Below are 24,843 nucleotides of genomic sequence, written 5' to 3'. Positions count from 1 at the left end.
ACTATTAAGCCTTATCCAACTGCAAGAGGGCTTCAATCTCTGCTAGGGTGTTGGCTTGTGAAATGGCTCCACGGAGTTTGGCAGCGCCAGATGTTCCACGGAGGTAGTGAGGGGCTAGTCCACGGAATTCACGGACTGCAACGTTTTCTCCTTTAAGTGCAATCAAGCGTGTTAAGTGTTCATAGGCAATTTTCATCTTGTCCTCAAAAGTCAAATCAGGTAGGATTTCTCCTGTTTCAAAGTAATGGTTGATTTGATTGAAGAGGTAAGGATTTCCCATGGCAGCGCGGCCAATCATGACTGCGTCAGCACCGACTTCTTCGATACGTTGTTTGGCTTCTTGGACCGTACGGATGTCACCGTTGGCGATGAAGGGAATCTTGGTCAAAGCTTGAGCAACTTTATGGAGAGTTTCAAGGTCTGCGTGACCTGTATACATTTGCTCACGGGTACGGCCATGCATGGCGAGGGCAGAAACACCTGCAGCTTCAGCAGCGAGGGCGTTTTCTACTGCAAGAGACGGGTCAGCCCAGCCTGTACGCATTTTGACAGTAAGTGGAATATCAAGGACAGATTGGACCTTGTTGATGATAGAGTAAATCTTATCTGGATCCTTGAGCCACATAGCGCCAGCTTCGTTCTTCACGATTTTATTAACTGGGCAGCCCATGTTGATATCCACGATATCGGTTTTGGTGTTTTCTTGGATGAATTCTGCTGCGCGTGCTAGGCTGTCTTCATCGCTACCAAAAAGTTGGATAGAGACAGGGTTTTCGCCTTCATCGATATGAAGCATGTGCAGGGTTTTTTCGTTGTTGTATTGGATTCCCTTGTCAGAGACCATTTCCATTACAACGAGTCCAGCTCCGAGCTCTTTTGCGATGGTACGAAAGGCTGAGTTAGTCACGCCAGCCATGGGTGCTAAAACAGTACGATTGGGAATCTCAACATTGCCAATCATAAAAGGTGTATTAAGATTTGTCACGAATGAGTTCCTCCAGGTCGTTTTCATCAAAGTTGTAAGTAGTTTGGCAGAATTGACAAGTGATTTCTGCTCCGTGGTCTTCCTCTTTCATTTCCTGTAAGTCTGAGCTTGGAAGGCTAGCAAGAGCGTTCATAAAGCGTTCATGGCTACAGTCACATTGGAAACGAATTTCTTCTTCAGAAAGACGCTTGTAGGCCTCGTCACCGTAGATAGCCTTGAGGAGGGCTTCGATATGGTCTTCACTTTCGAGAAGGGTCGAGATAGCTGGCATTTCTTGGATGCGTTTTTCAAAGCGAGCAATCTCTTCTTCCTTGGCTCCCGGCAAGATTTGGACTAGGAAACCACCTGCAACCTTGACCTTGTCTTCCTCGTCCAAAAGGACATTGAGGCCGACTGCTGAAGGCGTTTGTTGGCTTTCAGTCAGGTAAAAGGCAAGGTCTTCACCGATTTCTCCAGAGATGAGAGGAGTCATGGAGTTGTAAGGATTTCCAGTACCGTAGTCTGTGATAACGAGGAATTGACCATTTCCAACAAAAGGTCCAACTAGAACTTCACCAGTTGCAGTCTTTTTGATGTCAACACCAGGATTTTGAACATAGCCTTTAACGTTCCCCTTGGTATCAGCAACGGTGATGATAGCACCTAGAGAGCTAGAACCCAGTACCTTCACTGTTAGTTTGGTATTTCCTTTTTCATTGGCTGCGAGAATCTGGCTAGCGATAAGAGTTCGACCAAGCGCTACAGTTGAGCTAGCTTGGGTTTGGTGTTTTTCTTGAGCAGTACGGACGGTTTCTGTGCTATCAAGAACAAAAGCACGAAAGGCTCCGCTTTCTGATATAGTTTTAATAATTTTATCCATAGCTACTATTTTAGCATAAAAATGCTCAAAGGGGGAGCCGTGTGTTTGCTGATTTTTAGGATAATGGACCAGGAAATCAGCATGAAAATAAAAAGAGAAACAGATTATTTCAGCATTTGTAAGATTTATGCTATGCTTAAGGTAGAAAATGAAAGGGGTAACAAATGTATTTAGGAGATTTGATGGAGAAAGCCGAGTGTGGTCAATTTTCAATCCTTTCCTTTCTATTACAAGAGTCTCAGACGACCGTCAAGGCTGTAATGGAGGAAACAGGATTTTCAAAAGCAACCCTAACCAAATATGTCACCCTACTCAATGACAAGGCTTTGGACAGTGGCTTAGAGCTGACTATCTCCTTAGAAGATGAAAATCTGCGTCTGTCAATCGGTGCAGCTACCAAGGGGAGAGATATTCGGAGCTTGTTTTTGGAGAATGCTGTTAAATACCAGATTTTGATCTATCTTCTCTACCACCAACAGTTTTTAGCCCATCAGCTGGCTCAAGAATTGATGATTAGCGAGGCTACGCTTGGTCGCCACTTAGCTAGCTTAAATCAGATTTTGTCAGAATTTGATTTATCCATCCAAAATGGACGTTGGCGAGGTCCAGAGCATCAGATTCGTTATTTCTATTTTTGTCTTTTCCGCAAGGTCTGGTCGAGTCAGGAATGGGAAGGCCACATGCAGAAACCAGAGAGAAAGCAGGAAATTGCCAGTTTAGAAGAAATCTGCGGTGCAAGTTTGTCTTCGGGGCAGAAGTTAGACTTGGTTCTCTGGGCTCATATCAGTCAACAGCGTCTTCGGGTCAATGCCTGTCAGTTCCAAGTGATAGAAGAAAAAATGCGAGGGTATTTTGACAATATTTTCTACCTTCGTTTGCATCGAAAGGCTCCGTCCTTTTTCGCTGGACAACACCTTCCTCTAGGAACTGAGGATGGGGAGATGATGATTTTCTTCTCTTTCCTCCTATCCCATCGCATTCTTCCTCTTCATACAATGGAATATATCCTTGGTTTTGGAGGGCAGTTGGCCGATTTGCTGACGCAGTTGATTCAAGAAATGAAGAAGGAAGAGTTACTGGGCGGTTATACAGAGGATCATGTCACCTATGAACTCAGTCAGCTTTGTGCTCAAGTCTATCTATACAAGGGTTATATTTTACAGGATCGCTACAAGTACCAGTTAGAGAATCGTCATCCATATTTACTGATGGAACATGATTTTAGGGGAACGGCAGAGGAGATTTTTCATGCTCTACCTGCCTTTCAGCAGGGGACGGATTTGGATAAGAAAATTCTCTGGGAATGGCTTCAGTTAATCGAATATATGGCTGAAAATGGTGGCCAGCATATGCGGATTGGTCTGGATTTGACATCTGGTTTTCTTGTCTTTTCAAGGATGGCAGCCATTTTAAAACGGTATTTGGAATACAATCGTTTTATCACCATTGAAGCCTATGACCGAACTCGGCATTATGATTTGCTGGTTACCAATAACCCGATTCATAAGAAGGAACAGACACCAGTCTATTATTTAAAAAATGACTTGGATATGGAAGATTTGGCAGGGATTCGTCAGTTATTATTTACCTAAAAGGCTTGGTTAACCCAGGTCTTTTTTGTGAAATTCACACAATCTCCTCACATTTTTTTAAAAATTAAAAAAAGTTGATGAACAAGAAAGCGCTTTATTTTGTATACTAGTAAGTGTAAAGAGGAAACACCTCAAGATCTTTATCAGGAGGACAGCACATGTCACAAGAAAAATACATTATGGCCATTGACCAGGGAACTACAAGTTCTCGTGCCATTATTTTCAACAAAAAAGGAGAAAAAGTTAGCTCGAGTCAAAAAGAGTTCACTCAGATTTTCCCTCAGGCAGGTTGGGTTGAGCACAATGCCAATGAAATTTGGAACTCTGTTCAGTCAGTTATTGCAGGTGCTTTCATCGAAAGTGGTGTCAAACCAAATCAAATCGAAGCAATCGGGATTACCAACCAACGTGAAACAACGGTTGTCTGGGATAAGAAAACAGGACTTCCTATCTACAACGCAATCGTTTGGCAATCACGCCAAACTGCTCCTCTGGCTGAACAACTGAAAAGCCAAGGTTATGTGGAAAAATTCCATGAAAAGACTGGTTTGATCATCGATGCTTACTTCTCTGCTACCAAGGTTCGTTGGATTTTGGATCATGTAGAAGGCGCTCAAGAGCGAGCAGAAAAAGGGGAATTGCTCTTTGGTACCATCGATACTTGGTTGGTTTGGAAATTGACTGACGGTGCGGCTCACGTGACGGACTACTCAAATGCAGCTCGTACCATGCTTTATAACATTAAAGAACTCAAATGGGATGATGAGATTTTGGAAATCCTCAATATTCCGAAGGCTATGCTGCCAGAAGTTCGTTCTAACTCTGAAATTTACGGTAAGACAGCCCCATTCCATTTCTACGGTGGAGAAGTGCCAATCTCAGGTATGGCTGGTGACCAACAAGCAGCCCTCTTTGGACAGTTGGCCTTTGAACCTGGTATGGTTAAAAATACTTATGGAACAGGTTCTTTCATCATCATGAATACTGGTGAAGAAATGCAGTTATCTGAAAACAACCTCTTAACAACCATTGGTTACGGAATCAACGGCAAGGTTTACTATGCCTTGGAAGGTTCTATCTTCATCGCAGGAAGTGCTATTCAGTGGCTTCGTGATGGACTTCGCATGGTTGAAAATTCACCAGAATCTGAAAAATACGCTCGTGATTCTCACAATGATGATGAAGTTTATGTCGTTCCAGCCTTTACAGGACTAGGAGCACCATACTGGAACCAAAACGCTCGCGGTTCTGTCTTTGGATTGACTCGTGGAACAAGTAAAGAAGACTTTATCAAGGCAACTTTGCAATCTATTGCTTATCAAGTGCGTGACATCATCGACACCATGCAAGTGGATGCTCAGACAGCTATCCAAGTTTTGAAAGTAGACGGTGGTGCAGCCATGAATAACTTCCTCATGCAGTTCCAAGCTGATATTTTAGGAATTGACATCGCACGCGCCAAAAACTTGGAAACAACAGCTCTAGGAGCAGCCTTCCTAGCAGGTTTGTCAGTAGGCTACTGGAAAGACTTGGATGAGTTGAAACTCTTGAACGAGACAGGAGAACTCTTTGAGCCATCTATGAACGAATCGCGCAAGGAACAACTCTACAAGGGCTGGAAGAAGGCTGTAAAAGCAACGCAAGTCTTTGCGGAAGTAGACGACTAATACTGGCAGAATAAAGCAATTTATTTAGAAAGTGTGTAAATATGGAATTTTCAAAGAAAACACGAGAATTATCAATTAAAAAAATGCAGGAACGCACCCTGGACCTCTTGATTATCGGTGGAGGAATCACAGGGGCTGGTGTAGCCTTGCAGGCGGCAGCTAGCGGTCTTGAGACTGGTTTGATTGAAATGCAGGACTTCGCAGAAGGAACATCCAGCCGTTCAACAAAATTGGTTCACGGCGGTCTTCGCTACCTCAAACAATTTGACGTAGAAGTGGTATCAGATACGGTTTCAGAACGTGCAGTGGTACAACAAATTGCACCTCACATTCCAAAACCAGACCCAATGCTCTTACCAGTTTATGAAGAAGATGGAGCGACCTTTAGCCTCTTCCGCCTTAAAGTAGCTATGGATTTGTACGATCTTTTAGCAGGTGTGAACAACACACCTGCTGCAAACAAGGTTTTGAGCAAGGATCAAGTCTTGGAACGCCAACCAAACTTGAAGAAAGAAGGTTTGGTAGGAGGTGGGGTTTACCTTGACTTCCGTAACAACGATGCGCGTCTCGTGATTGAAAATATCAAACGTGCCAACCAAGACGGTGCCCTCATTGCCAACCACGTGAAGGCAGAAGGCTTCCTCTTTGACGAAAACGGCAAGATTACAGGTGTTGTAGCCCGTGATCTCTTGACAGACCAAGCCTTTGAAATCAAGGCCCGTCTGGTGATTAACACAACAGGTCCTTGGAGCGATAAGGTGCGCAATTTGTCTAATATGGGAACCCAATTCTCACAAATGCGTCCAACTAAGGGAGTTCACCTGGTAGTGGATTCAAGCAAGATCAAGGTGTCACAGCCAGTTTACTTTGATACAGGTTTGGGTGATGGCCGTATGGTCTTTGTTCTCCCACGTGAAAACAAGACTTACTTTGGTACAACTGATACAGACTACACAGGTGATTTGGAACATCCAAAAGTGACGCAGGAAGATGTAGATTATCTACTTGGTATTGTCAACAACCGCTTCCCAGAAGCGAATATTACAGTTGCTGACATTGAAAGTAGCTGGGCAGGTCTTCGTCCATTGATCGCAGGTAATAGCGCTTCTGACTACAATGGAGGAAATAACGGAACCATCAGTGATGAAAGCTTTAACAACTTGATTGCTACTGTTGAATCTTATCTCTCTAAAGAAAAAACGCGTGAAGATGTTGAGTCTGCTGTCAGCAAGCTTGAAAGCAGTACCTCTGAGAAACATTTGGACCCATCTGCTGTTTCTCGTGGCTCTAGCTTGGACCGAGATGATAATGGTCTCTTGACCCTTGCTGGTGGTAAAATCACAGACTACCGTAAGATGGCTGAAGGAGCTATGGAGCGCGTGGTTGACATCCTCAAAGCAGAATTTGACCGTAGTTTTAAACTGATCAACTCTAAGACTTACCCTGTTTCAGGTGGAGAATTGAACCCAGCAAATGTAGACTCAGAAATCGAAGCTTTTGCGCAACTTGGAGTGTCACGTGGATTGGATAGTAAGGAAGCCCATTACCTAGCAAATCTTTACGGTTCAAATGCACCGAAGGTCTTTGCTCTTGCTCATAGTTTGGAACAAGCACCAGGACTCAGCTTGGCAGATACTTTATCACTTCACTATGCAATGCGCAATGAGTTGGCTCTTAGCCCAGTTGACTTCCTTCTTCGTCGTACCAACCATATGCTCTTTATGCGTGATAGTTTGGATAGCATCGTTGAGCCAGTTTTGAATGAAATGGGACGATTCTATGACTGGACAGAAGAAGAAAAAGCAACTTACCGTGCTGATGTCGAAGCAGCTCTCGCTAATAACGATTTAGCAGAATTAAAAAATTAAGAAAAAATAAAAGAGGTGGAGGGCAGGACTCCTAGTCTACCCTCTCTCCCTTTTTAATGGAGATAGAAAGATGATGAATGAATTATTTGGAGAATTTTTGGGGACTCTAATCCTGATTCTTCTAGGAAATGGTGTTGTGGCTGGTGTGGTTCTTCCTAAAACCAAGAGCAACAGCTCAGGTTGGATTGTGATTACTATGGGTTGGGGGATTGCAGTTGCAGTTGCGGTCTTTGTATCTGGCAAGCTCAGTCCAGCTCATTTAAACCCAGCTGTGACGATTGGTGTGGCCTTGAAAGGTGGTTTGCCTTGGGCTTCCGTTTTGCCTTATATCTTAGCCCAGTTCGCAGGGGCTATGCTGGGTCAGATTTTGGTTTGGTTGCAATTCAAGCCGCATTATGAGGCAGAAGAAAATGCAGGAAATATTTTGGCTACTTTCAGCACAGGACCAGCTATCAAAGATACTGTATCAAACTTGATTAGCGAAATCCTTGGAACCTTTGTTTTGGTCTTGACAATCTTTGCTTTGGGTCTTTACGATTTTCAGGCAGGTATCGGAACCTTTGCAGTGGGAACTTTGATTGTCGGTATCGGTCTATCACTAGGTGGGACAACAGGTTATGCCTTGAACCCTGCACGTGACCTTGGACCTCGTATCATGCACAGTATCCTTCCAATTTCAAACAAGGGAGACGGAGATTGGTCTTACGCTTGGATTCCTGTTGTGGGACCTGTTATCGGTGCAGCCTTGGCAGTTCTTGTGTTTTCCCTTTTCTAGTTTAGAAAATAATTATGTTGATAAGAGCTTGAGCAAGAGCCCAATTTCAGCAAAAAATGAAGTAAATCTTCTCATAATAAAACGCATCATATCAAGTTTTCAACACCTGATATGATGCGTTTTTATGATTTTTAAGACTTTTTCTCCAGTATCTTTTTTCGATTGAAGATGTAAGTATTTTAGTAACTAATTTCTTAGTACTAGCCAACAACGATAATCATAATTCCTCCTAAAATTAGGAATAATAAAGGCAATAGTTTTTGTTTTTTCATGTGAAATACCTCACTTTTATTTTCTTCTATTTTATGCTAAAATATTAAAAATCAAAAATTGTTCCCGTATATGCTTGTTGGAGAGATATTATGAAAAAATTTGGAGAAATTTTTAAAAAGTTTCGAGAATCTAGAGGGTTTCGCTTAAAAGATGTCGAAAAAGCTGGTATATCAACATCACAGCTCTCACGTTTTGAAAAGGGAGAGACTGATTTAACCATTTCAAAATTTATGGCTATTTTGGATGAAATTAACATGCCTATTGATGAATTTATGTATGCTGTTCATGATTTTCATCGTGATGAACTGAATGAACTCTTATCAAAGATTAGGCATTTTGTATCAAATCATGATGTTGATGGGTTGAAAAAACTACTTTATTCTCAGATGGAGTCAGATTCTAAACAAGAGAAATTTCATAAGCTTAACATTATTTTATTAAAAATTCGTTTACAAGATTTATCTGGAGAAGCTTATTATTCTGGTGATGATTTATCTTATCTAACTGACTATCTCTTTAGTGTTGAATACTGGGGATACTATGAATTATTGATTTTTTCAAATACTTTAGATGTCCTAAAACACGATGTCTTTATGGTTTTGGCTAGAGAGATGTCTAGACGTTCTGATTTTTATAAAGAAATTCCTAATAATAGACGATTGATTTCATCTATGCTATTGAACGGATATATCACATGTATTGAAAGAGGAAAATTGCTTGATGCTTTGTATTTTGAAAAACGACTAAACCAATGCTTTTTCACTGAAACTGAAATTTATGAACGGTTGGTATTCCAGTATGCCCAATATCTATATCGCTATAAAAAAGAGACGGATTGTAAAGCAATTATTGAAATGAGGAAGTGTATTGGAGCAATGAAATTAGCGGGAAGTAACCATTTGGCAAAGAATTATGAGGGACATTTAGAAAAAATTTTAGCAGATAAAGGGTAGTGTGCAGATATGGGAAAGGAAGTATCTCGAAATAATATTTTGGTAGAATTGTCTTTAGAAATTTCAATTACAGTTGTTTTATCAGTTCATTGTATTTGAGCGATAGGATTTTTCGAAGTTGTCACCATAATTATGAATTTTGAGGTATTTAATATGCAAGTTCTATCTCCATATATTTTAAGAAAGAAAAGTGAAACAGGAGAATTATTTTTCAATAGTAAAAATAATCATTCTTTTTTCATTACAAATGATTTACAAGATGTTATGGAAAATGATTTAGAGATTAAGGAACAATATGAAAATTATTTGAATAAGTATAATTATTTTCAAGAAGAAAATGAATTCGAGAATACAATAGATTATGTTAAAAATAGTGAAACGGAGACGTTAGAATTTACAATTTTAACACATGGAGACTGTAATTTTAGATGTAAATATTGTTATGAAAAATTTGAAAATATAAAAATGAGTAAAGAAACAGAGATTGCGATAGTTGAATTTACAGAAAAACTATTATCTGAATCTATGTTTAAATCTTTACATGTATCATGGTTTGGAGGAGAGCCTTTATTAGGGCTAAAAACGATAAAGAATCTTTCAAAAAAATTTATTAGTATTTGTTCTCAAAATGGACTTGATTATTCTGCTAGTATAACAACTAATGGATATTTGCTTAATGAACGAATGATTCATCAGTTAATTCTAGACTATCGCGTTAATAATTTTCAGATAACAATTGATGGAGATGAGGAAAGTCATAATTTTCAAAGAGTGTTGCGTAATGGAAAGGGATCATATATCAAAATACTCGAGAATATCAAAGGTTTACAAAATTCAAATTTGAATTTTTATTGTAATTTAAGATTTAATATATCGAAAGAAAATTTTAATAATGTTAAGATTTTTTTAGATTCAGATGGGAAATATTTTAAGCATGATAAACGATTTAGATTTTATTTTTATAATGTAGGTAGTTGGGGTTGTGGGGAGCGTGCCCAAAATTATAAAGTGACATTACCTAATTCAGATGCTAGTTTTGAATTATCAAAGTTTGCCATAAAAAAAGGTTATAATGTTCCTGCTGCTAGAGGTATAATAACAAATTTGTTCAACTGTTATGCAAATAGAAAAAATCACTATACTATTAATGTAAAGGGTGTAATTCAAACTTGTACGGTTGCCTTGTATTCTAATTCTAATATATTTGGAAGTGTACATGCTAAGTTTAATAAGGAAAAGTTTGATAAATGGCACTTAAACATGGATTCAGATTGTAAGCAGTGTCCTATTGTTTTAATTTGTAAATCAGGATTTTGTCCGCCCAAACATAGAAGTAATAAGCAAAGAACATTATGCAATCAAATAAAAAAGAAAATTGATAAAAATCTAGAATTATTTATGTTAAATAAGGAATATTGTGATTATCTTGATGCAATAAGAGAGGGGGTGAAAAGATGATTGTAATTGAAAATAAGAGTACTACTCAACTTGATATACTTGTACTCCGTGATCATTATTGCGATGAAGATGGAAATGAGTTTTAGATTGATTTTTAAAATATAAATCGAAATTTAGTTAGTCTAGTTCAGGAGGTAATCACTCTTAATAAACAGCATCATATATAGGTTAATTAAATTATTGTATAGTCTCAGTTGGAGTTAATTTGTTTATAACTTTTAGACTGAGGCTTTTATATCTATTCGCTTTCTTTTAGATAGGCTTATTTATGAAATTTCTAAAATACATTAAAACTAATATTTTTATCTATTTTTTAATAGGAGTGCTTTTGAATAGTGGGATGGCTCTAATAAAGCCATTGTTATTGGATAAGCTATTGAATATTCGTGAAGAGCAACTTACAATTGGTACAATTTCATACTTTGTTTTATATGGACTGTGTTTGCACCTGTTTTTTTATAGCACGATGTTGCTAGCAAATTTTGTCAGTAATAATCTGCAGCGTCATCTACAAATTCGTTTAAAAGATCAGCTTATCAAGAAACTATTTTTGAAGGAAAATGTTGTATATGATGAAAAAGTTTCAATTGTTACACAAGATATGGAACTGCTCTATAATCGCTTCTTTTTACCCCTGGATATGATAGTTGGAAGAGTTTTTATACTTTGTACAACGATTGTTTTTATTTTGGTGCAAAATTTTTGGCTTGGTATTGTTTTTATCGTGTTCTCTTTTCTTCGACCATTACCTCAATGGGTAATGAATAATCATTTAATGAAAAGTGGTGCAAATTTTTCGGAAATGCAAAAAGCTTTTCATCTATCTGTAGGAGATTTTTTTAAGGGAGCAGATACGATATATTTTTATGGCGCTAGTAAAGAAAACCTTGCTAAGATGAGAAAAAACAACGAGTGTTACGAGAACGCTCGTTGGAAAAATGAATGGACTAGCAATGTCGTTTATTTTTTCAATGGTCCTTTAGAATTCCTTAGTCAGGTACTACCTCTTGCACTTGGTCTTTTATTACAAAAGAGCGGTATAGAGTTAACAACAGCTAGTTTGGTCTCTATGTATATAGCTACAATGAATCTTAGCGGACCTATTCAAAGAATTATGTATAGCATATCTGATATACAGCGATCGCAAACAGTGAAAGAAAAAATATTTTCATTATTGGAAGAATCTTGTTTAGAAACATCATATCCGACAGTCGAATCTTTAGCTGAGCTAGTTTTGGAGGGTGTTTCAAAACAGGTTGGAGAGCAAGTGCTCTTTTATGATTTGTCACTTAGATTAACCAAGCCAAGTAAAGTTTTAATAAAGGGAGCTAGTGGTACCGGAAAGTCAACTCTCCTACAGTTGGTAGCAGGAAAGATAAGTCCGAATAGTGGTAGAATTATCGTACGTGATAAATCAGGTCGAGAATTTACTCATTATCAAGGGAATGTCGCTTATATCTCTCAGAATCCATTTTTCAGACATGGGACAATTCGAGAAAATTTAACATTAGGACAGGAGATTTCAGATAAAGAATTACTCTGTTGCCTAGAACAAGTTGGCTTAACGAATGAAATCACTAATATCTTGGATTATCAACTGATAAATAATGGAGAAAACATTTCAGGTGGGCAACGTTTACGACTTGAATTAGTTCGCTGTCTGCTTCGGAAAAAAGACATTGTGTTGGCGGATGAGGTTACATCATCCTTAGACAAGGACAATGCATATCAAGTGCGCCAGTTACTTTTGCAGTTGCCTATCATTTTGATTGAAGTTGCTCATCATATTGATTCAGAAACGGTTTATAATCAAGTAATTGATTTGGGAAAATATAGAATAAAATAAATAGACTTGTTCGGCATCTTGCTAGCCATAATATATGTGTTATATTATGGATTGTTTTAGCTGATTTAAAGATGTGAGAACTAAAAACTATGGCTAAGTTGGAATGTTAAAAATTCAATTTCTGACCACCTAATCTTGTGTCAAATAGTTATCAAACAAAGTCTACTATACCATTTATCAGTTAAATATTTTTATGTTATAGGAGCGCTACATGTCTAATTCATTTGTCAAGTTGTTAGTCTCTCAATTGTTTGCAAATTTAGCAGATATTTTCTTTAGAGTAACAATCATTGCTAACATATACATTATTTCAAAATCAGTAATTGCCACGTCATTAGTTCCCATTTTAATAGGGATATCCTCTTTTGTTGCGAGTCTTTTAGTTCCTTTAGTTACTAAAAGGATAGCGCTAAATAGAGTTTTATCTTTATCCCAATTTGGAAAGACTATATTATTGGCGATACTGGTAGGAATGTTTACCGTAATGCAATCCGTAGCGCCTTTGGTAACCTATCTATTTGTTGTGGCAATTTCAATATTAGATGGTTTTGCAGCACCTGTTTCCTATGCTATTGTGCCACGCTATGCGACCGATTTGGGTAAGGCTAATTCAGCCTTATCAATGAGTGGTGAAGCTGTTCAGTTAGTGGGTTGGGGATTAGGTGGACTCTTGTTTGCAACAATTGGTCTTTTACCTACCACGTTTATCATTTTAATGTTGTATATAATTTCTAGCTTTCTGATGTTATTTCTTCCTAACGCTGAAGTGGAGGTGTTAGAGTCAGAAACTAATCTTGAAATTTTGCTCAAAGGTTGGAAGTTAGTTGCTAGAGATCCTAGATTAAGACTTTTTGTATCAGCAAATTTATTGGAAATTTTCTCAAATACGATTTGGGTTTCTTCCATTATACTTGTTTTTGTAACTGAGTTATTAAATAAAACGGAAAGTTACTGGGGATATTCTAATACAGCATACTCTATTGGTATTATAATTAGTGGCTTAATTGCTTTTAGGCTATCTGAAAAGTTCCTTGCTGCTAAATGGGAAAGTATTCTTTTTCCGCTTGTAGCTATGGCAATAGTGACACTGACTATTCTATATTTTCCAAACGCACAGATTTTTTTATTATTTTCAGCTTTAGTTGGTATGTTATCGCAACTAAAAGAAGTTCCTGAAAGTGTATTTCTTCAGGAAACAGTAGAGGAAAATAACTTGGTTAATGTCTATTCCGTTCTTGAAGTGATTTCGACACTAGCATTTTCAGTGTTTGTTTTGCTAATGAGCTATATTACTGAGAGTTTTGGTATTAGCATCAGTTTTTGGCTATCAGCCATTTGTCTGATGATAGAAGCTATTTTAATTTATATCAGACGAGATTATTTTAAATAAGAGACTGGTTAAAAAGTCTTGAAAAATTAGAAAAGCGCATAGTATCAGGTGTTGAAAAACTTGATATTGTGCGTTTTATTATGGAAAGATTCCCTTCATTGTCTCCTGAAATGGAGTTTTTGCCCAGGATCACTCTATTTGAAATATACATAGAAAAACCGCATAATTCTTAAAATAAACTGAAATCTAGTGAAAATGTACGGTAAACAATTGAAAAACTAGTCTATAAAGTGGTACAATAGTAGAAAAATACTATAGTAAGAGTCTATCTTATTTAGCAAAAATTACAGAAATGAATGGTTTTTCTTGATGAAACAGAGAAAAGAATTGTACCTCTTTCTTGGTCGGACAGCCTTGTATTTTCTTATCTTTCTAGGGCTGCTTTACTTCTTTAGCTATCTTGGCCAGGGTCAAGGAAGCTTTATCTATAATGAATTTTAACTTGAAGGAGAATTCCTATTGTGTCAAATAAACCAATAGTAGATATGATTGAAACCATTGAGCATTTTGCTCAGACACAGCCTAACTATCCTGTTTACAATGTTTTGGGGCAGGAACACACTTATGGAGATTTAAAGGCTGATTCGGATAGTTTGGCTGCAGCCATTGACCAACTAGGCTTGCCTAAGAAGTCTCCTGTGGTCGTTTTTGGTGGCCAAGAATATGAAATGTTGGCAACTTTTGTAGCCTTGACTAAGTCAGGACATGCCTACATTCCAATTGATAGTCATTCGGCTTTGGAGCGAGTTTCAGCTATTTTAGAAGTAGCAGAGCCAAGCTTGATTATTGCCATCTCAGACTTTCCATTGGAGCAGGTTTCTACACCGATGATGACTCTAGCTCAGGTTCAAGAAGCCTTTGCCCAAGGGACTAGCTATGAGATCACGCATCCAGTCAAGGGTGATGATAACTACTACATTATCTTTACTTCTGGTACAACTGGTAAGCCAAAGGGAGTGCAGATTTCCCATGATAATCTCCTCAGCTTTACTAACTGGATGATTACAGACAAGGAATTTGCGACTCCAAGTCGTCCGCAAATGCTGGCTCAGCCACCTTATTCTTTTGACCTGTCTGTCATGTACTGGGCACCGACCTTGGCACTGGGTGGTACGCTCTTCGCTCTTCCTTCAGCTATTACTCAGGACTTTAAGCAACTATTTGCGACCATCTTTTCATTGCCAATCGCTATCTGGACATCAACCCCTTCTTTCGCAGATATGGCCATGTTGTCTGAAGACTTCAACAGTGAGAAAATGCCAGGAATCACGCATTTCTACTTTGATGGTGAAGAATTGACGGTTAAAACAGCTCAAAAACTACGCGAGCGTTTCCCAAATGCCCGTATTATCAATGCCTACGGTCCAACAGAAGCGACAGTGGCCCTGTCAGCAGTTGCCGTGACAGATGAGATGCTAGCGACTCTCAAACGTCTACCAATTGGCTATACCAAGGCTGATTCTCCAACCTTTATCATTGATGAGGAAGGCAATAAACTGCCAAATGGCGAACAGGGAGAGATCATTGTTTCTGGGCCAGCTGTTTCAAAAGGTTATATGAACAATCCTGAAAAAACAGTGGAAGCCTTCTTTGAATTTGAAGGGTTACCAGCCTATCACACAGGCGATGTGGGAACCATGACAGATGAAGGCTTGCTTCTCTACGGTGGACGCATGGACTTCCAGATTAAGTTCAACGGTTACCGCATTGAGTTAGAAGATGTCTCTCAAAATCTCAATAAGTCTCGCTTTATCGAGTCTGCTGTAGCTGTGCCACGTTATAATAAAGACCACAAGGTGCAAAATCTATTGGCCTATGTCATCTTAAAAGATGGTGTTCGTGAGCAGTTTGAGCGAGATATCGATATTACCAAGGCCATCAAGGAAGATTTGACAGACATCATGATGTCCTACATGATGCCGTCTAAATTCCTTTACCGAGACAGTTTGCCACTGACTCCAAATGGAAAGATTGACATCAAAGGATTGATTAACGAGGTGAATAAGAGATGATGGAGTTCTTTCAACAGCTTCCTCATTTAGAGCCATATGGCAATCCTCAGTATTTTGTCTATGTGATTGTTGCAACCTTGCCCATCTTTATCGGCCTCTTTTTCAAGAAACGCTTTGCCTGGTATGAAGTGCTGGTTAGCCTCTTCTTTATCGTCACCATGTTGGTAGGTGGGAAGACCAATCAATTGGCTGCCTTGGGTATTTACCTTTGCTGGGAAATATTGCTCTTACTCTTCTACAAGCATTATCGAAAAAGCAAGGATGGCAAGTGGGTCTTCTACTTAGTTAGTTTTCTGTCCCTACTTCCGATTATCTTTGTCAAGGTGCAGCCGGCTATCAATGGAACGCAGTCTTTGCTTGGGTTCTTGGGAATTTCTTACCTGACTTTTCGTTCGGTTGGGATTATCATCGAGCTGAGAGATGGAGTGATTAAGGATTTTACCCTCTGGGAGTTCCTTCGTTTCCTTCTCTTCATGCCGACTTTCTCGAGTGGTCCAATCGATCGCTTTAAGCGTTTTAATGAAAATTATCAGACCATTCCTGAGCGGGATGAGTTGATGGATATGCTGGATGAATCCGTTCGCTATATCATGTGGGGATTTTTGTACAAGTTTATCCTAGCTCATGTTTTAGGAGAAACTTTACTACCTCCTCTAAAGAATCTAGCCCTGCAATCAGGTGGCTTCTTTAACCTCTATGCCTTGGCAGTTATGTATACCTTTGGTCTGGAACTCTTCTTTGACTTTGCAGGTTATTCTATGTTTGCCTTGGCCATTTCAAATTTGATGGGGATCCGTAGCCCGATCAACTTTAACAAGCCCTTTTTATCAAGGGATTTGAAGGAGTTTTGGAATCGTTGGCACATGAGTCTTTCTTTCTGGTTCCGTGACTTTGTCTTTATGCGAATGGTCATGGTGTTGACCAGAAAGAAGGTCTTTAAAAATCGCAATGTAACCTCAAGCGTGGCTTATATTGTAAATATGCTGATTATGGGATTTTGGCATGGAGTGACCTGGTACTATATCGCCTATGGACTCTTTCATGGGATTGGACTGGTCATCAATGACGCTTGGGTTCGTAAGAAAAAAACGCTCAATAAGGAGCGGAAAAAAGCAGGGAAGCCTGCTCTACCTGAGAATCGCTGGATTCAGTTGCTTGGCATGGTTATCACCTTCCATGTCGTCATGCTGTCATTCTTGATCTTTTCTGGATTTTTGAATGATTTATGGTTTAAAAAATAAAGGAAATAAAATATGGATATCAAATCAGAAGTTATCGAAATTATTGATGAGTTGTTTATGGAAGATGTTTCTGACATGATGGATGAAGATCTTTTTGACGCAGGTGTCTTGGATAGTATGGGAACGGTTGAATTGATTGTGGAGATTGAAAACCGTTTTGACATTCGTGTCCCTGTAACAGAGTTTGGTCGTGATGACTGGAATACAGCTAATAAAATTATAGCTGGCATTGTGGAGCTACAAAATGCTTAAACGCTTATGGATGATCTTCGGACCGGTCTTGATAGCTGGTTTGTTGGTTTTTCTGCTCATTTTCTTTTATCCTACTGAGATGCGTCATAATCTAGGAGCTGAAAAGCGTTCAGCGGTGGCTACTACTATCGATAGTTTTAAGGAGCGAAGTCAAAAAGTCAGAGCACTATCTGATCCAAATATGCGTTTTGTTCCTTTCTTTGGCTCCAGTGAATGGCTTCGTTTTGACGGTGCTCATCCTGCGGTATTAGCTGAGAAATACAATCGCTCCTACCGTCCTTATCTTTTAGGACAGAGGGGAGCTGCCTCGCTCAATCAGTATTTTGGGATGCAACAGATGCTGCCACAGCTGGAGAATAAACAAGTTGTGTATGTTATCTCACCTCAGTGGTTCAGTAAAAACGGCTATGAGCCAGCAGCCTTCCAGCAGTATTTTAATGGAGACCAGTTGACCAGTTTTCTGGAACATCAATCTGGAGATCAGGCTAGTCAATATGCGGCGACTCGCTTACTACAGCAGTTCCCAAACGTAGCTATGAAGGATTTGGTTCAGAAGTTGGCAAGTAAAGAAGAATTGTCGACGGCAGACAATGAAATGATTGAATTATTGGCTCGGTTTAATGAACGCCAAGCTTCCTTTTTTGGTCAGTTTTCAGTTAGAGGCTATGTCAATTATGATAAGCATGTAGTTAAGTATTTAAAGACCTTGCCAGACCAGTTTTCTTATCAAGCCATAGAAGATATTGTTAAAGCAGATGCTGAAAAGAATACTTCCAATAATGATCTGGGAATGGAAAATTATTTCTATAATACGCAGATTAAGAAGGATTTGAAGAAATTAAAGGACTCTCAGAAAAGCTTTACCTATCTCAAGTCGCCAGAGTATAATGACTTGCAGTTGGTTTTAACCCAGTTTTCTAAATCTAAGGTAAACCCGATTTTTATCATTCCACCTGTTAATAAAAAATGGATGGACTATGCTGGTCTACGAGAGGATATGTACCAACAAACGGTGCAAAAGATTCGCTACCAATTAGAAAGTCAAGGTTTTACCAATATAGCAGATTTTTCTAAGGACGGTGGGGAAGTTTTCTTTATGAAGGATACCATTCACCTTGGTTGGTTGGGTTGGTTGGCTTTTGACAAGGCAGTTGATCCTTTCCTATCCAATCCCACACCAGCTCCGACTTACCATCTGAATGAGCGCTTTTTCAGCAAAGACTGGGCGACATACGATGGAGATGTCAAAGAATTTCAATAGATCATAATATAGAAGAGTTCAAGAATGAAGCCTATTTTTACGTTTTTTCTTGACTCTTTTTTTGCTTGTGATATAATTAACTGGTAAATAAAATTCCAAAGAATAGTATTTTTCTCTTAAAAAAGAGAAGTTCAAAAGGAAAGGAGTCAGATATGAGACAGCTAGCGAAGGATATTGATGCTTTTTTGAATGAGGTAATTTTGCAGGCAGAAAATCAGCATGAAATCCTAATAGGTCATTGTACTAGCGAGGTGGCCCTGACCAATACTCAGGAGCACATTCTCATGCTCTTGTCGGAGGAATCTTTAACCAATTCAGAGTTGGCTCGTCGTCTCAATGTCAGTCAGGCGGCAGTTACCAAGGCCATTAAGTCTTTGGTCAAGGAAGGGATGTTGGAAACATCTAAAGATCCTAAAGATGCGCGTGTGATTTTTTATCAGTTGACTGATTTGGCTCGTCCAATTGCTGAGGAGCACCACCATCACCATGAGCATACGCTTTTAACCTATGAACAAGTGGCGATTCAGTTTACTCCAAATGAACAAAAAGTGATTCAGCGGTTTTTGACTGCTTTAGTAGGAGAAATCAAATAATGAGATATATTACGGTAGAGGATTTATCCTTCTATTATGATAAGGAGCCCGTTCTTGAACATATCAATTATAGTGTTGATAGTGGGGAATTTGTTACCTTGACAGGGGAGAATGGGGCAGCTAAGACGACACTCATCAAGGCCAGTCTTGGAATCCTCCAGCCACGCATTGGCAAGGTGACCATTTCAAAGACAAATACGCAGGGTAAGAAATTGAGAATAGCTTACCTTCCTCAACAGATTGCCAGTTTTAATGCTGGTTTTCCAAGTACGGTTTATGAATTTGTCAAGTCGGGTCGCTATCCGCGAAAAGGCTGGTTCCGTCGTTTGAATGCTCATGATGAGGAGCATATCAAGGCCAGTTTAGACTCAGTTGGCATGTGGGAACATCGAGACAAACGCTTGGGGTCTCTATCTGGAGGACAAAAGCAACGAGCGGTGATTGCGCGTATGTTTGCCTCTGACCCAGACGTGTTTATCCTAGATGAGCCGACAACGGGGATGGATGCAGGAAGTAAAAATGAATTTTACGAACTCATGCACCACAGCGCCCATCATCATGGTAAGGCTGTTTTGATGATTACCCATGACCCTGAAGAAGTTAAGGATTATGCGGATCGCAATATTCATCTAGTCCGTAACCAAGACTCGCCATGGCGTTGTTTCAACGTTCATGAGAATGATCAGGAGGTGGGCCATGCTTAGTTTGTTATCTTATGACTTTATGCAACGTGCCTTTCTGGCCGTTATTGCCATGAGTCTTTTCTCGCCGGTATTGGGGACCTTCCTTATCTTGCGCCGTCAGAGTTTGATGAGTGATACTCTTAGTCACGTCTCACTTTCAGGTGTAGCCTTTGGTCTGGTCCTAGGGATTTCTCCGACTGTTTCTACGATTGCTATTGTTTTGATTGCGGCGGTCTTTCTGGAGTATCTCCGTACGGTTTACAAGAGCTTTATGGAAATCGGGACAGCTATCCTCATGTCAACAGGTCTGGCTGTTTCTCTGATTGTCATGAGCAAGGGGAAAAGCTCTAGTTCTATGAGTTTGGACCAGTACCTTTTTGGTTCAATAGTGACTATCAGTGAGGAGCAGGTTATTTCCCTCTTTGTCATTGCGGCGGTTGTTTTGATTTTGACCTTCCTCTTCCTTCGTCCAATGTATATCCTGACCTTTGATGAGGATACGGCCTTTGTGGATGGCTTGCCAGTTCGTACCATGTCCATTCTTTTTAACATGGTGACGGGGGTGGCCATTGCCCTTATGATTCCTGCAGCAGGAGCTCTTCTGGTATCGACCATTATGGTCTTGCCAGCTAGTATTGCCCTGCGTCTGGGGAAAAACTTTAAATCGGTTATGTTGCTTGCCAGTGCTATTGGATTTTTGGGAATGGTAGCAGGACTTTACATTTCCTACTATGCAGAAACACCTGCAAGTGCAAGTATTACTATTATTTTTGTAACTGTTTTCTTGCTAATTAGTTTAGTAAGACGTTTTATCAAATAGGAGACTAAGATGAAAAAAATTAGCTTATTGTTCGCCAGTCTATGTGCCTTGTTTTTAGTGGCTTGTTCCAATCAAAAACAGGCAGATGGCAAACTCAATATCGTGACAACCTTTTACCCTGTCTATGAATTTACCAAGCAAGTCGCAGGAGATACTGCTAATGTAGAACTCCTCATCGGTGCTGGTACAGAACCTCATGAATACGAACCGTCTGCCAAGGCAGTTGCCAAAATCCAAGACGCAGACACCTTCGTTTATGAAAATGAAAACATGGAAACTTGGGTTCCTAAATTGCTAGATACCTTGGATAAGAAAAAGGTCAAAACCATCAAGGCGACAGGCGATATGTTGCTTTTGCCAGGTGGTGAGGAAGAAGAGGGAGACCATGACCATGGAGAAGAAGGCCATCACCATGAGTTTGACCCCCATGTTTGGTTATCACCAGTTCGTGCCATTAAACTTGTAGAGCACATCCGTGATAGCTTGTCAGCAGATTATCCTGATAAAAAAGAAACCTTTGAAAAGAACGCGGCTGCCTATATCGAAAAATTACAAGCCTTGGATAAGGCTTACGCAGAAGGCTTGTCTCAAGCTAAACAAAAGAGCTTTGTGACTCAGCACGCAGCCTTTAACTATCTTGCTTTGGACTATGGACTCAAACAAGTCGCAATCTCAGGCCTCTCTCCAGATGCAGAACCATCAGCTGCTCGTCTGGCAGAATTGACAGAGTACGTCAAGAAAAATAAAATCGCCTATATCTACTTTGAAGAGAATGCTTCACAAGCCCTTGCTAACACACTTTCAAAAGAGGCAGGTGTCAAAACAGATGTCCTCAATCCTTTAGAAAGTCTGACAGAAGAGGATACCAAGGCGGGAGAAAATTACATCTCTATCATGGAGAAAAACCTCAAAGCTTTGAAACAAACAACAGACCAAGAAGGTCCAGCTATCGAACCTGAAAAGGCAGAGGATACCAAGACAGTTCAAAACGGTTACTTTGAGGATGCAGACGTCAAAGACCGCACCTTGAGTGACTATGCAGGTAACTGGCAATCAGTTTATCCTTTCCTTGAAGATGGAACTTTTGACCAAGTCTTTGACTACAAGGCTAAGTTGACTGGTAAGATGACCCAGGCTGAGTACAAGACTTACTATACCAAAGGCTATCAGACAGATGTCACTAAGATTAACATTACTGATAATACTATGGAATTTGTTCAAGGTGGACAAAGTAAGAAATATACTTACAAGTATGTCGGTAAAAAAATCTTGACTTACAAGAAAGGCAATCGTGGCGTGCGCTTCCTTTTTGAAGCGACAGATGCGGATGCTGGACAATTCAAATATGTTCAGTTTAGTGACCACAATATTGCCCCAGTTAAGGCAGAACATTTCCATATCTTCTTTGGAGGCACAAGCCAAGAAGCTCTATTTGAAGAAATGGACAACTGGCCAACCTATTACCCAGATAATCTATCTGGACAAGAAATCGCCCAAGAAATGTTGGCGCATTGATGAGAAACCGACTAGTTCATAGGAGCTAGTCGGTTTTTTGATACTAGATGGCTAATTTTATTATAGACCTTTCCAGAACTTTAAAAAATAAATAAAACTCTTGAAATATCTGGATCTGTATGTTAGAATAATTTTATCGGATAAGGTTCATTAGAATACTACCCCCTAACTACTGCCATAGTTAAGGGGTGTTTTGGTATATTCTACAGGAATAGAAAAAGACCCTCTAAACTTTGTAGAGAGCCTTAAAAAATCAAAATAAAAAGATAACCCCAGGCACATAGGAATGCTCAACCTTTCAGTCTACCCCATTCTGGGACCCAGCGTTTATCCTTCACAAGTTATCTTATTGAGTCCATTATATCACACTTATGGAAAATGTAAGAAATTTGTATAGTATTTTTAAATGAATTGATGAAAAATCAAATACCTTTCAGAACTAAGGAATTTTAAATAATAAATAAAACTCTTGAAATATCTGGACCTGTATGTTAGAATAAAATCGATAGGCAAGGTTCATTAGAACACCAAATCCCTTAACTATTGCAGTAGTTAAGGGATTTTTTGACGTATCTTAGCGATTTAACGGGTGTTTACAGGCTAGTCATTCGGTCTACTTCTTACCATCTAGCCATTTGCAGACGAAATACAAGATAATTCCTGCTATGACGTCCGCTACAATAGTAAGAACGAGCTCTGGGGCAAGGTTCATTAGTTTCACCTCCTCTCACGAACCGTAAGGAACGTAATCGGTAACCGATGACAAAAATAGTATATCACATTAAATTTATATCATCAACATTGCTTAATGCTTGAAATATTAGGACTTATATGCTAGAATATAGTTAATTGATAAGGTTCATTAGAACACCAAAGCCCCTAACTACTGCCATAGTTAAGGGCTTTTTTGACGTATCTTAGCGATTTAACGGGTGTTGATAGGCTAGTCACTCGGTCTACTACTTACTATCTAGCCATCTGCAGACGAAATACAAGATAATTCCAGCTATAACATCCGCTATAATAGTAAGAGCGAGCTCTATGATAAGGCTCATTAGTTTCACCTCCTCTCACGAACCCATAGGAACGTAATCGGTAACCGATGACAAAAATATTATACCACACTACATTCAGATCATCAACATTGCTTAATGCTTGAACTATTGGAGTGCGGTTCACTGTAATGATGTTTTTTGTTACTCTCTTAAAGGATTACCCATTACTTGTTTCGTTTCTTTGTCCACGGCTTTAAAAGCTCATATAGTACGTTGATAAGCAACGAAGCTAGAAATACTGTAAGTAAAGTTTCTGGCATATGTAACACTTCCTTTATTAAATTGAGGGGCGAAGACAGAGGGTTTTCGCAAGCCCTCGTATATTATAATTTCAAAATCTGTTCTACTTGTTTTGTTTGCTGATGGAAAAGGATCTCATAAATAATAGTCAAAATCCACTCCTTTTAAAAAGATTTGTTAAATAATTCACAAATAATTGAAAACGAATACAAAAAGTAATATAATGATGTTAAATAGATAGCGCGAAGGCGCAGGAGGAAAATTATATGGCTACATTTTATGTTCCGGCAGTCAACCTTATTGGTAAAGGTGTTGTAAATGAAGTGGGTCCTTATATCAAGGAACTTGGCTATAAAAAGGCACTTTTGGTGACAGATAAGTTCATCGAAGGAAGTGACATTTTACCTAAGGTTTTAAAACCACTGGATACAGAAGGAATCGAATATGTCATCTTTAGCGATGTGGAGCCAAACCCTACTTGTAAGAATGTCACAGATGGGGTAGCTGCTTTGGAAGAACATGGATGTGATTTTATCATCAGTCTTGGTGGGGGGTCTCCACAGGATGCAGCTAGTTGTATCTCTATCATGGCTACAAATGGTGGAAAACCACAGGATTATGAAGGGCTTCATAAGTCTGCTAAAAAAGGCCTTCCTGTTGTAGCTATCAATACTACTGCAGGTACATCAGCAGAAATTACCATTAACTATGTGATTACCGATGAAGAACGCAAGGTTAAGATGGTAATGGTTGACAAGAATAGCCTTGCTCTTATCTCTATCAATGACCCTGAATTGATGATTTCAAAACCTCAAGCTTTGACTGCAGCGACAGGTATGGATGCTCTGACCCACGCAGTTGAAGCTTTGGTAACACCTGGTGCTTATGATGTGACCAAGAAACTGTCTATTGGTGCTATTGAACTTATCAAGGAATACCTTCCTCGCGCTGTAGCAAATGGACACGATATTGAAGCGCGTGAAGGTATGGTCAATGCCATCTTCCTTGGTGGTATGAGTTTTAACAATGCAGGTCTGGGGTATGTTCACTCAATGGCTCACCAACTCGGCGCAGTATATAACTTGCCTCATGGCGTGTGCTGTGCCATGCTACTACCAGTTATAGAACGTGAAAATGCTAAACGTGTACCAGAAGCTTTTCGCAATGTTGCTAAAGCCTTGGGCCTTCATGTAGAAGGTAAATCAGATCAAGAATGTGCCGATTATGCAATTGCTGAGATTGAGAAGCTTTCTGAGACAGTAGGTATTCCTAAGAAATTGACTGAACTTGGTATTGAAGAAAAAGATTTCGACTTTGAATACCTTTCTAAGAACGCCTTGATTGATGCCTGCGCACCAGGAAATCCATTTATGCCAACCTTAGAAGAAACGATTGCTTTTTATAAAGAGTTGTTTTAGCAAGAGATTTGACGACAATGTGACAATTCACCTCTAATTATTGACATTTCAGGAAAAATCGCAGTAAAAACGGTACAGCCTTCTTTA

General features: G+C 39.3%; 20 protein-coding genes. 18 read left to right on the top strand and 2 right to left on the bottom strand.

Annotation, left to right across the window (positions count from 1 at the left end):
- Positions 1-4 precede the first annotated feature (4 nt).
- Both dusB and hslO read right to left on the bottom strand, forming a co-directional pair.
- Complete coding sequence (gene dusB, locus HT721_RS03460) at positions 5-985, bottom strand: tRNA dihydrouridine synthase DusB (protein ID WP_173228934.1); 981 nt, start codon at positions 983-985, stop codon at positions 5-7.
- Positions 972-1,844 carry an Hsp33 family molecular chaperone HslO gene (hslO, locus tag HT721_RS03455; RefSeq protein ID WP_173228932.1) on the bottom strand — a complete coding sequence of 291 codons (873 nt, stop codon included), beginning with the start codon at positions 1,842-1,844 and terminating at the stop codon, positions 972-974. Before hslO ends, dusB begins: the two co-directional genes overlap by 14 nt.
- Positions 1,845-2,008: 164 nt before the next feature.
- Between hslO and HT721_RS03450 the strand changes: the two genes are divergently transcribed.
- From HT721_RS03450 to HT721_RS03365, 18 genes are all read left to right on the top strand, one after another.
- A complete protein-coding gene (locus HT721_RS03450) occupies positions 2,009-3,436 on the top strand; it encodes a helix-turn-helix domain-containing protein (RefSeq protein WP_173228930.1) in 1,428 nt (475 codons plus the stop codon).
- 158 nt (positions 3,437-3,594) lie between these two features.
- Entirely contained in the window at positions 3,595-5,103 is a 1,509-nt protein-coding gene (gene glpK, locus HT721_RS03445; protein ID WP_049511829.1) for a glycerol kinase GlpK, read from the top strand.
- A 41-nt stretch (positions 5,104-5,144) separates the two neighbouring features.
- Positions 5,145-6,971 (top strand): type 1 glycerol-3-phosphate oxidase, encoded by a 1,827-nt coding sequence (gene glpO / locus HT721_RS03440; RefSeq protein ID WP_173228928.1) that lies wholly within the window; start codon positions 5,145-5,147, stop codon positions 6,969-6,971.
- 70 nt (positions 6,972-7,041) lie between these two features.
- Positions 7,042-7,746: an MIP family channel protein gene (locus HT721_RS03435; protein ID WP_016398345.1), complete on the top strand. Its 705-nt coding sequence runs from the start codon at positions 7,042-7,044 to the stop codon at positions 7,744-7,746.
- Positions 7,747-8,108: 362 nt separating this feature from the next.
- Positions 8,109-8,972 (top strand): Rgg/GadR/MutR family transcriptional regulator, encoded by an 864-nt coding sequence (locus HT721_RS03430; RefSeq protein ID WP_173228926.1) that lies wholly within the window; start codon positions 8,109-8,111, stop codon positions 8,970-8,972.
- 153 nt (positions 8,973-9,125) lie between these two features.
- Entirely contained in the window at positions 9,126-10,430 is a 1,305-nt protein-coding gene (locus HT721_RS03425; RefSeq protein WP_173228924.1) for a radical SAM protein, read from the top strand.
- 268 nt (positions 10,431-10,698) lie between these two features.
- Entirely contained in the window at positions 10,699-12,276 is a 1,578-nt protein-coding gene (locus tag HT721_RS03420) for an ABC transporter ATP-binding protein (RefSeq protein WP_173228922.1), read from the top strand.
- Positions 12,277-12,487: 211 nt separating this feature from the next.
- Entirely contained in the window at positions 12,488-13,666 is a 1,179-nt protein-coding gene (locus HT721_RS03415; RefSeq protein WP_164226150.1) for a ryptide export MFS transporter, read from the top strand.
- Positions 13,667-13,975: 309 nt separating this feature from the next.
- Positions 13,976-14,107, top strand: coding sequence for a teichoic acid D-Ala incorporation-associated protein DltX (locus HT721_RS03410; protein WP_000813667.1), 132 nt, complete (start codon positions 13,976-13,978; stop codon positions 14,105-14,107).
- Between the two features lie 20 nt (positions 14,108-14,127).
- Positions 14,128-15,678, top strand: a complete 1,551-nt coding sequence (dltA, locus tag HT721_RS03405) for a D-alanine--poly(phosphoribitol) ligase subunit DltA (RefSeq protein ID WP_164226151.1) — start codon at positions 14,128-14,130, stop codon at positions 15,676-15,678.
- Positions 15,675-16,919, top strand: coding sequence for a D-alanyl-lipoteichoic acid biosynthesis protein DltB (gene dltB, locus HT721_RS03400; protein ID WP_164226152.1), 1,245 nt, complete (start codon positions 15,675-15,677; stop codon positions 16,917-16,919). The genes dltA and dltB overlap by 4 nt, the downstream gene beginning before the upstream one ends.
- A gap of 12 nt (positions 16,920-16,931) precedes the next feature.
- Positions 16,932-17,171 (top strand): D-alanine--poly(phosphoribitol) ligase subunit DltC, encoded by a 240-nt coding sequence (dltC, locus tag HT721_RS03395; RefSeq protein ID WP_000351967.1) that lies wholly within the window; start codon positions 16,932-16,934, stop codon positions 17,169-17,171.
- The gene (dltD, locus tag HT721_RS03390; RefSeq protein ID WP_164226153.1) at positions 17,164-18,432 is read left to right on the top strand and encodes a D-alanyl-lipoteichoic acid biosynthesis protein DltD; all 1,269 of its coding nucleotides are present in this window, start codon (positions 17,164-17,166) and stop codon (positions 18,430-18,432) included. Before dltC ends, dltD begins: the two co-directional genes overlap by 8 nt.
- Before the next feature lie 152 nt (positions 18,433-18,584).
- Positions 18,585-19,025, top strand: a complete 441-nt coding sequence (gene adcR, locus HT721_RS03385; RefSeq protein ID WP_164226154.1) for a zinc-dependent transcriptional regulator AdcR — start codon at positions 18,585-18,587, stop codon at positions 19,023-19,025.
- A complete protein-coding gene (locus HT721_RS03380) occupies positions 19,025-19,729 on the top strand; it encodes a metal ABC transporter ATP-binding protein (protein WP_001269496.1) in 705 nt (234 codons plus the stop codon). Before adcR ends, HT721_RS03380 begins: the two co-directional genes overlap by 1 nt.
- Entirely contained in the window at positions 19,722-20,528 is an 807-nt protein-coding gene (locus HT721_RS03375; protein ID WP_000950038.1) for a metal ABC transporter permease, read from the top strand. The genes HT721_RS03380 and HT721_RS03375 overlap by 8 nt, the downstream gene beginning before the upstream one ends.
- A gap of 9 nt (positions 20,529-20,537) precedes the next feature.
- Positions 20,538-22,043 (top strand): zinc ABC transporter substrate-binding lipoprotein AdcA, encoded by a 1,506-nt coding sequence (adcA, locus tag HT721_RS03370; RefSeq protein ID WP_061438593.1) that lies wholly within the window; start codon positions 20,538-20,540, stop codon positions 22,041-22,043.
- 1,561 nt (positions 22,044-23,604) lie between these two features.
- Entirely contained in the window at positions 23,605-24,756 is a 1,152-nt protein-coding gene (locus HT721_RS03365; RefSeq protein WP_173212883.1) for an iron-containing alcohol dehydrogenase, read from the top strand.
- Positions 24,757-24,843: the final 87 nt, after the last annotated feature.

This window comes from Streptococcus sp. 4094 (assembly GCF_013277125.1).
In the GTDB taxonomy this organism is placed as follows: domain Bacteria; phylum Bacillota; class Bacilli; order Lactobacillales; family Streptococcaceae; genus Streptococcus.
Note: the sequence above shows the minus strand (reverse complement) of the source record. Positions and strands in the feature narration are given on the sequence as shown.

Bases quoted from the DNA above. Each gene is read 5' to 3' on its own strand.
- hslO (WP_173228932.1), bottom strand. From the start codon at position 1,844: ATGGATAAAATTATTAAAACTATATCAGAAAGCGGAGCCTTTCGTGCT.
- HT721_RS03450 (WP_173228930.1), top strand. From the start codon at position 2,009: ATGTATTTAGGAGATTTGATGGAGAAAGCCGAGTGTGGTCAATTTTCA.
- glpK (WP_049511829.1), top strand. From the start codon at position 3,595: ATGTCACAAGAAAAATACATTATGGCCATTGACCAGGGAACTACAAGT.
- glpO (WP_173228928.1), top strand. From the start codon at position 5,145: ATGGAATTTTCAAAGAAAACACGAGAATTATCAATTAAAAAAATGCAG.
- HT721_RS03435 (WP_016398345.1), top strand. From the start codon at position 7,042: ATGATGAATGAATTATTTGGAGAATTTTTGGGGACTCTAATCCTGATT.
- HT721_RS03430 (WP_173228926.1), top strand. From the start codon at position 8,109: ATGAAAAAATTTGGAGAAATTTTTAAAAAGTTTCGAGAATCTAGAGGG.
- HT721_RS03425 (WP_173228924.1), top strand. From the start codon at position 9,126: ATGCAAGTTCTATCTCCATATATTTTAAGAAAGAAAAGTGAAACAGGA.
- HT721_RS03420 (WP_173228922.1), top strand. From the start codon at position 10,699: ATGAAATTTCTAAAATACATTAAAACTAATATTTTTATCTATTTTTTA.
- HT721_RS03415 (WP_164226150.1), top strand. From the start codon at position 12,488: ATGTCTAATTCATTTGTCAAGTTGTTAGTCTCTCAATTGTTTGCAAAT.
- HT721_RS03410 (WP_000813667.1), top strand. From the start codon at position 13,976: ATGAAACAGAGAAAAGAATTGTACCTCTTTCTTGGTCGGACAGCCTTG.
- dltB (WP_164226152.1), top strand. From the start codon at position 15,675: ATGATGGAGTTCTTTCAACAGCTTCCTCATTTAGAGCCATATGGCAAT.
- dltC (WP_000351967.1), top strand. From the start codon at position 16,932: ATGGATATCAAATCAGAAGTTATCGAAATTATTGATGAGTTGTTTATG.
- dltD (WP_164226153.1), top strand. From the start codon at position 17,164: ATGCTTAAACGCTTATGGATGATCTTCGGACCGGTCTTGATAGCTGGT.
- adcR (WP_164226154.1), top strand. From the start codon at position 18,585: ATGAGACAGCTAGCGAAGGATATTGATGCTTTTTTGAATGAGGTAATT.
- HT721_RS03380 (WP_001269496.1), top strand. From the start codon at position 19,025: ATGAGATATATTACGGTAGAGGATTTATCCTTCTATTATGATAAGGAG.
- HT721_RS03375 (WP_000950038.1), top strand. From the start codon at position 19,722: ATGCTTAGTTTGTTATCTTATGACTTTATGCAACGTGCCTTTCTGGCC.
- adcA (WP_061438593.1), top strand. From the start codon at position 20,538: ATGAAAAAAATTAGCTTATTGTTCGCCAGTCTATGTGCCTTGTTTTTA.
- HT721_RS03365 (WP_173212883.1), top strand. From the start codon at position 23,605: ATGGCTACATTTTATGTTCCGGCAGTCAACCTTATTGGTAAAGGTGTT.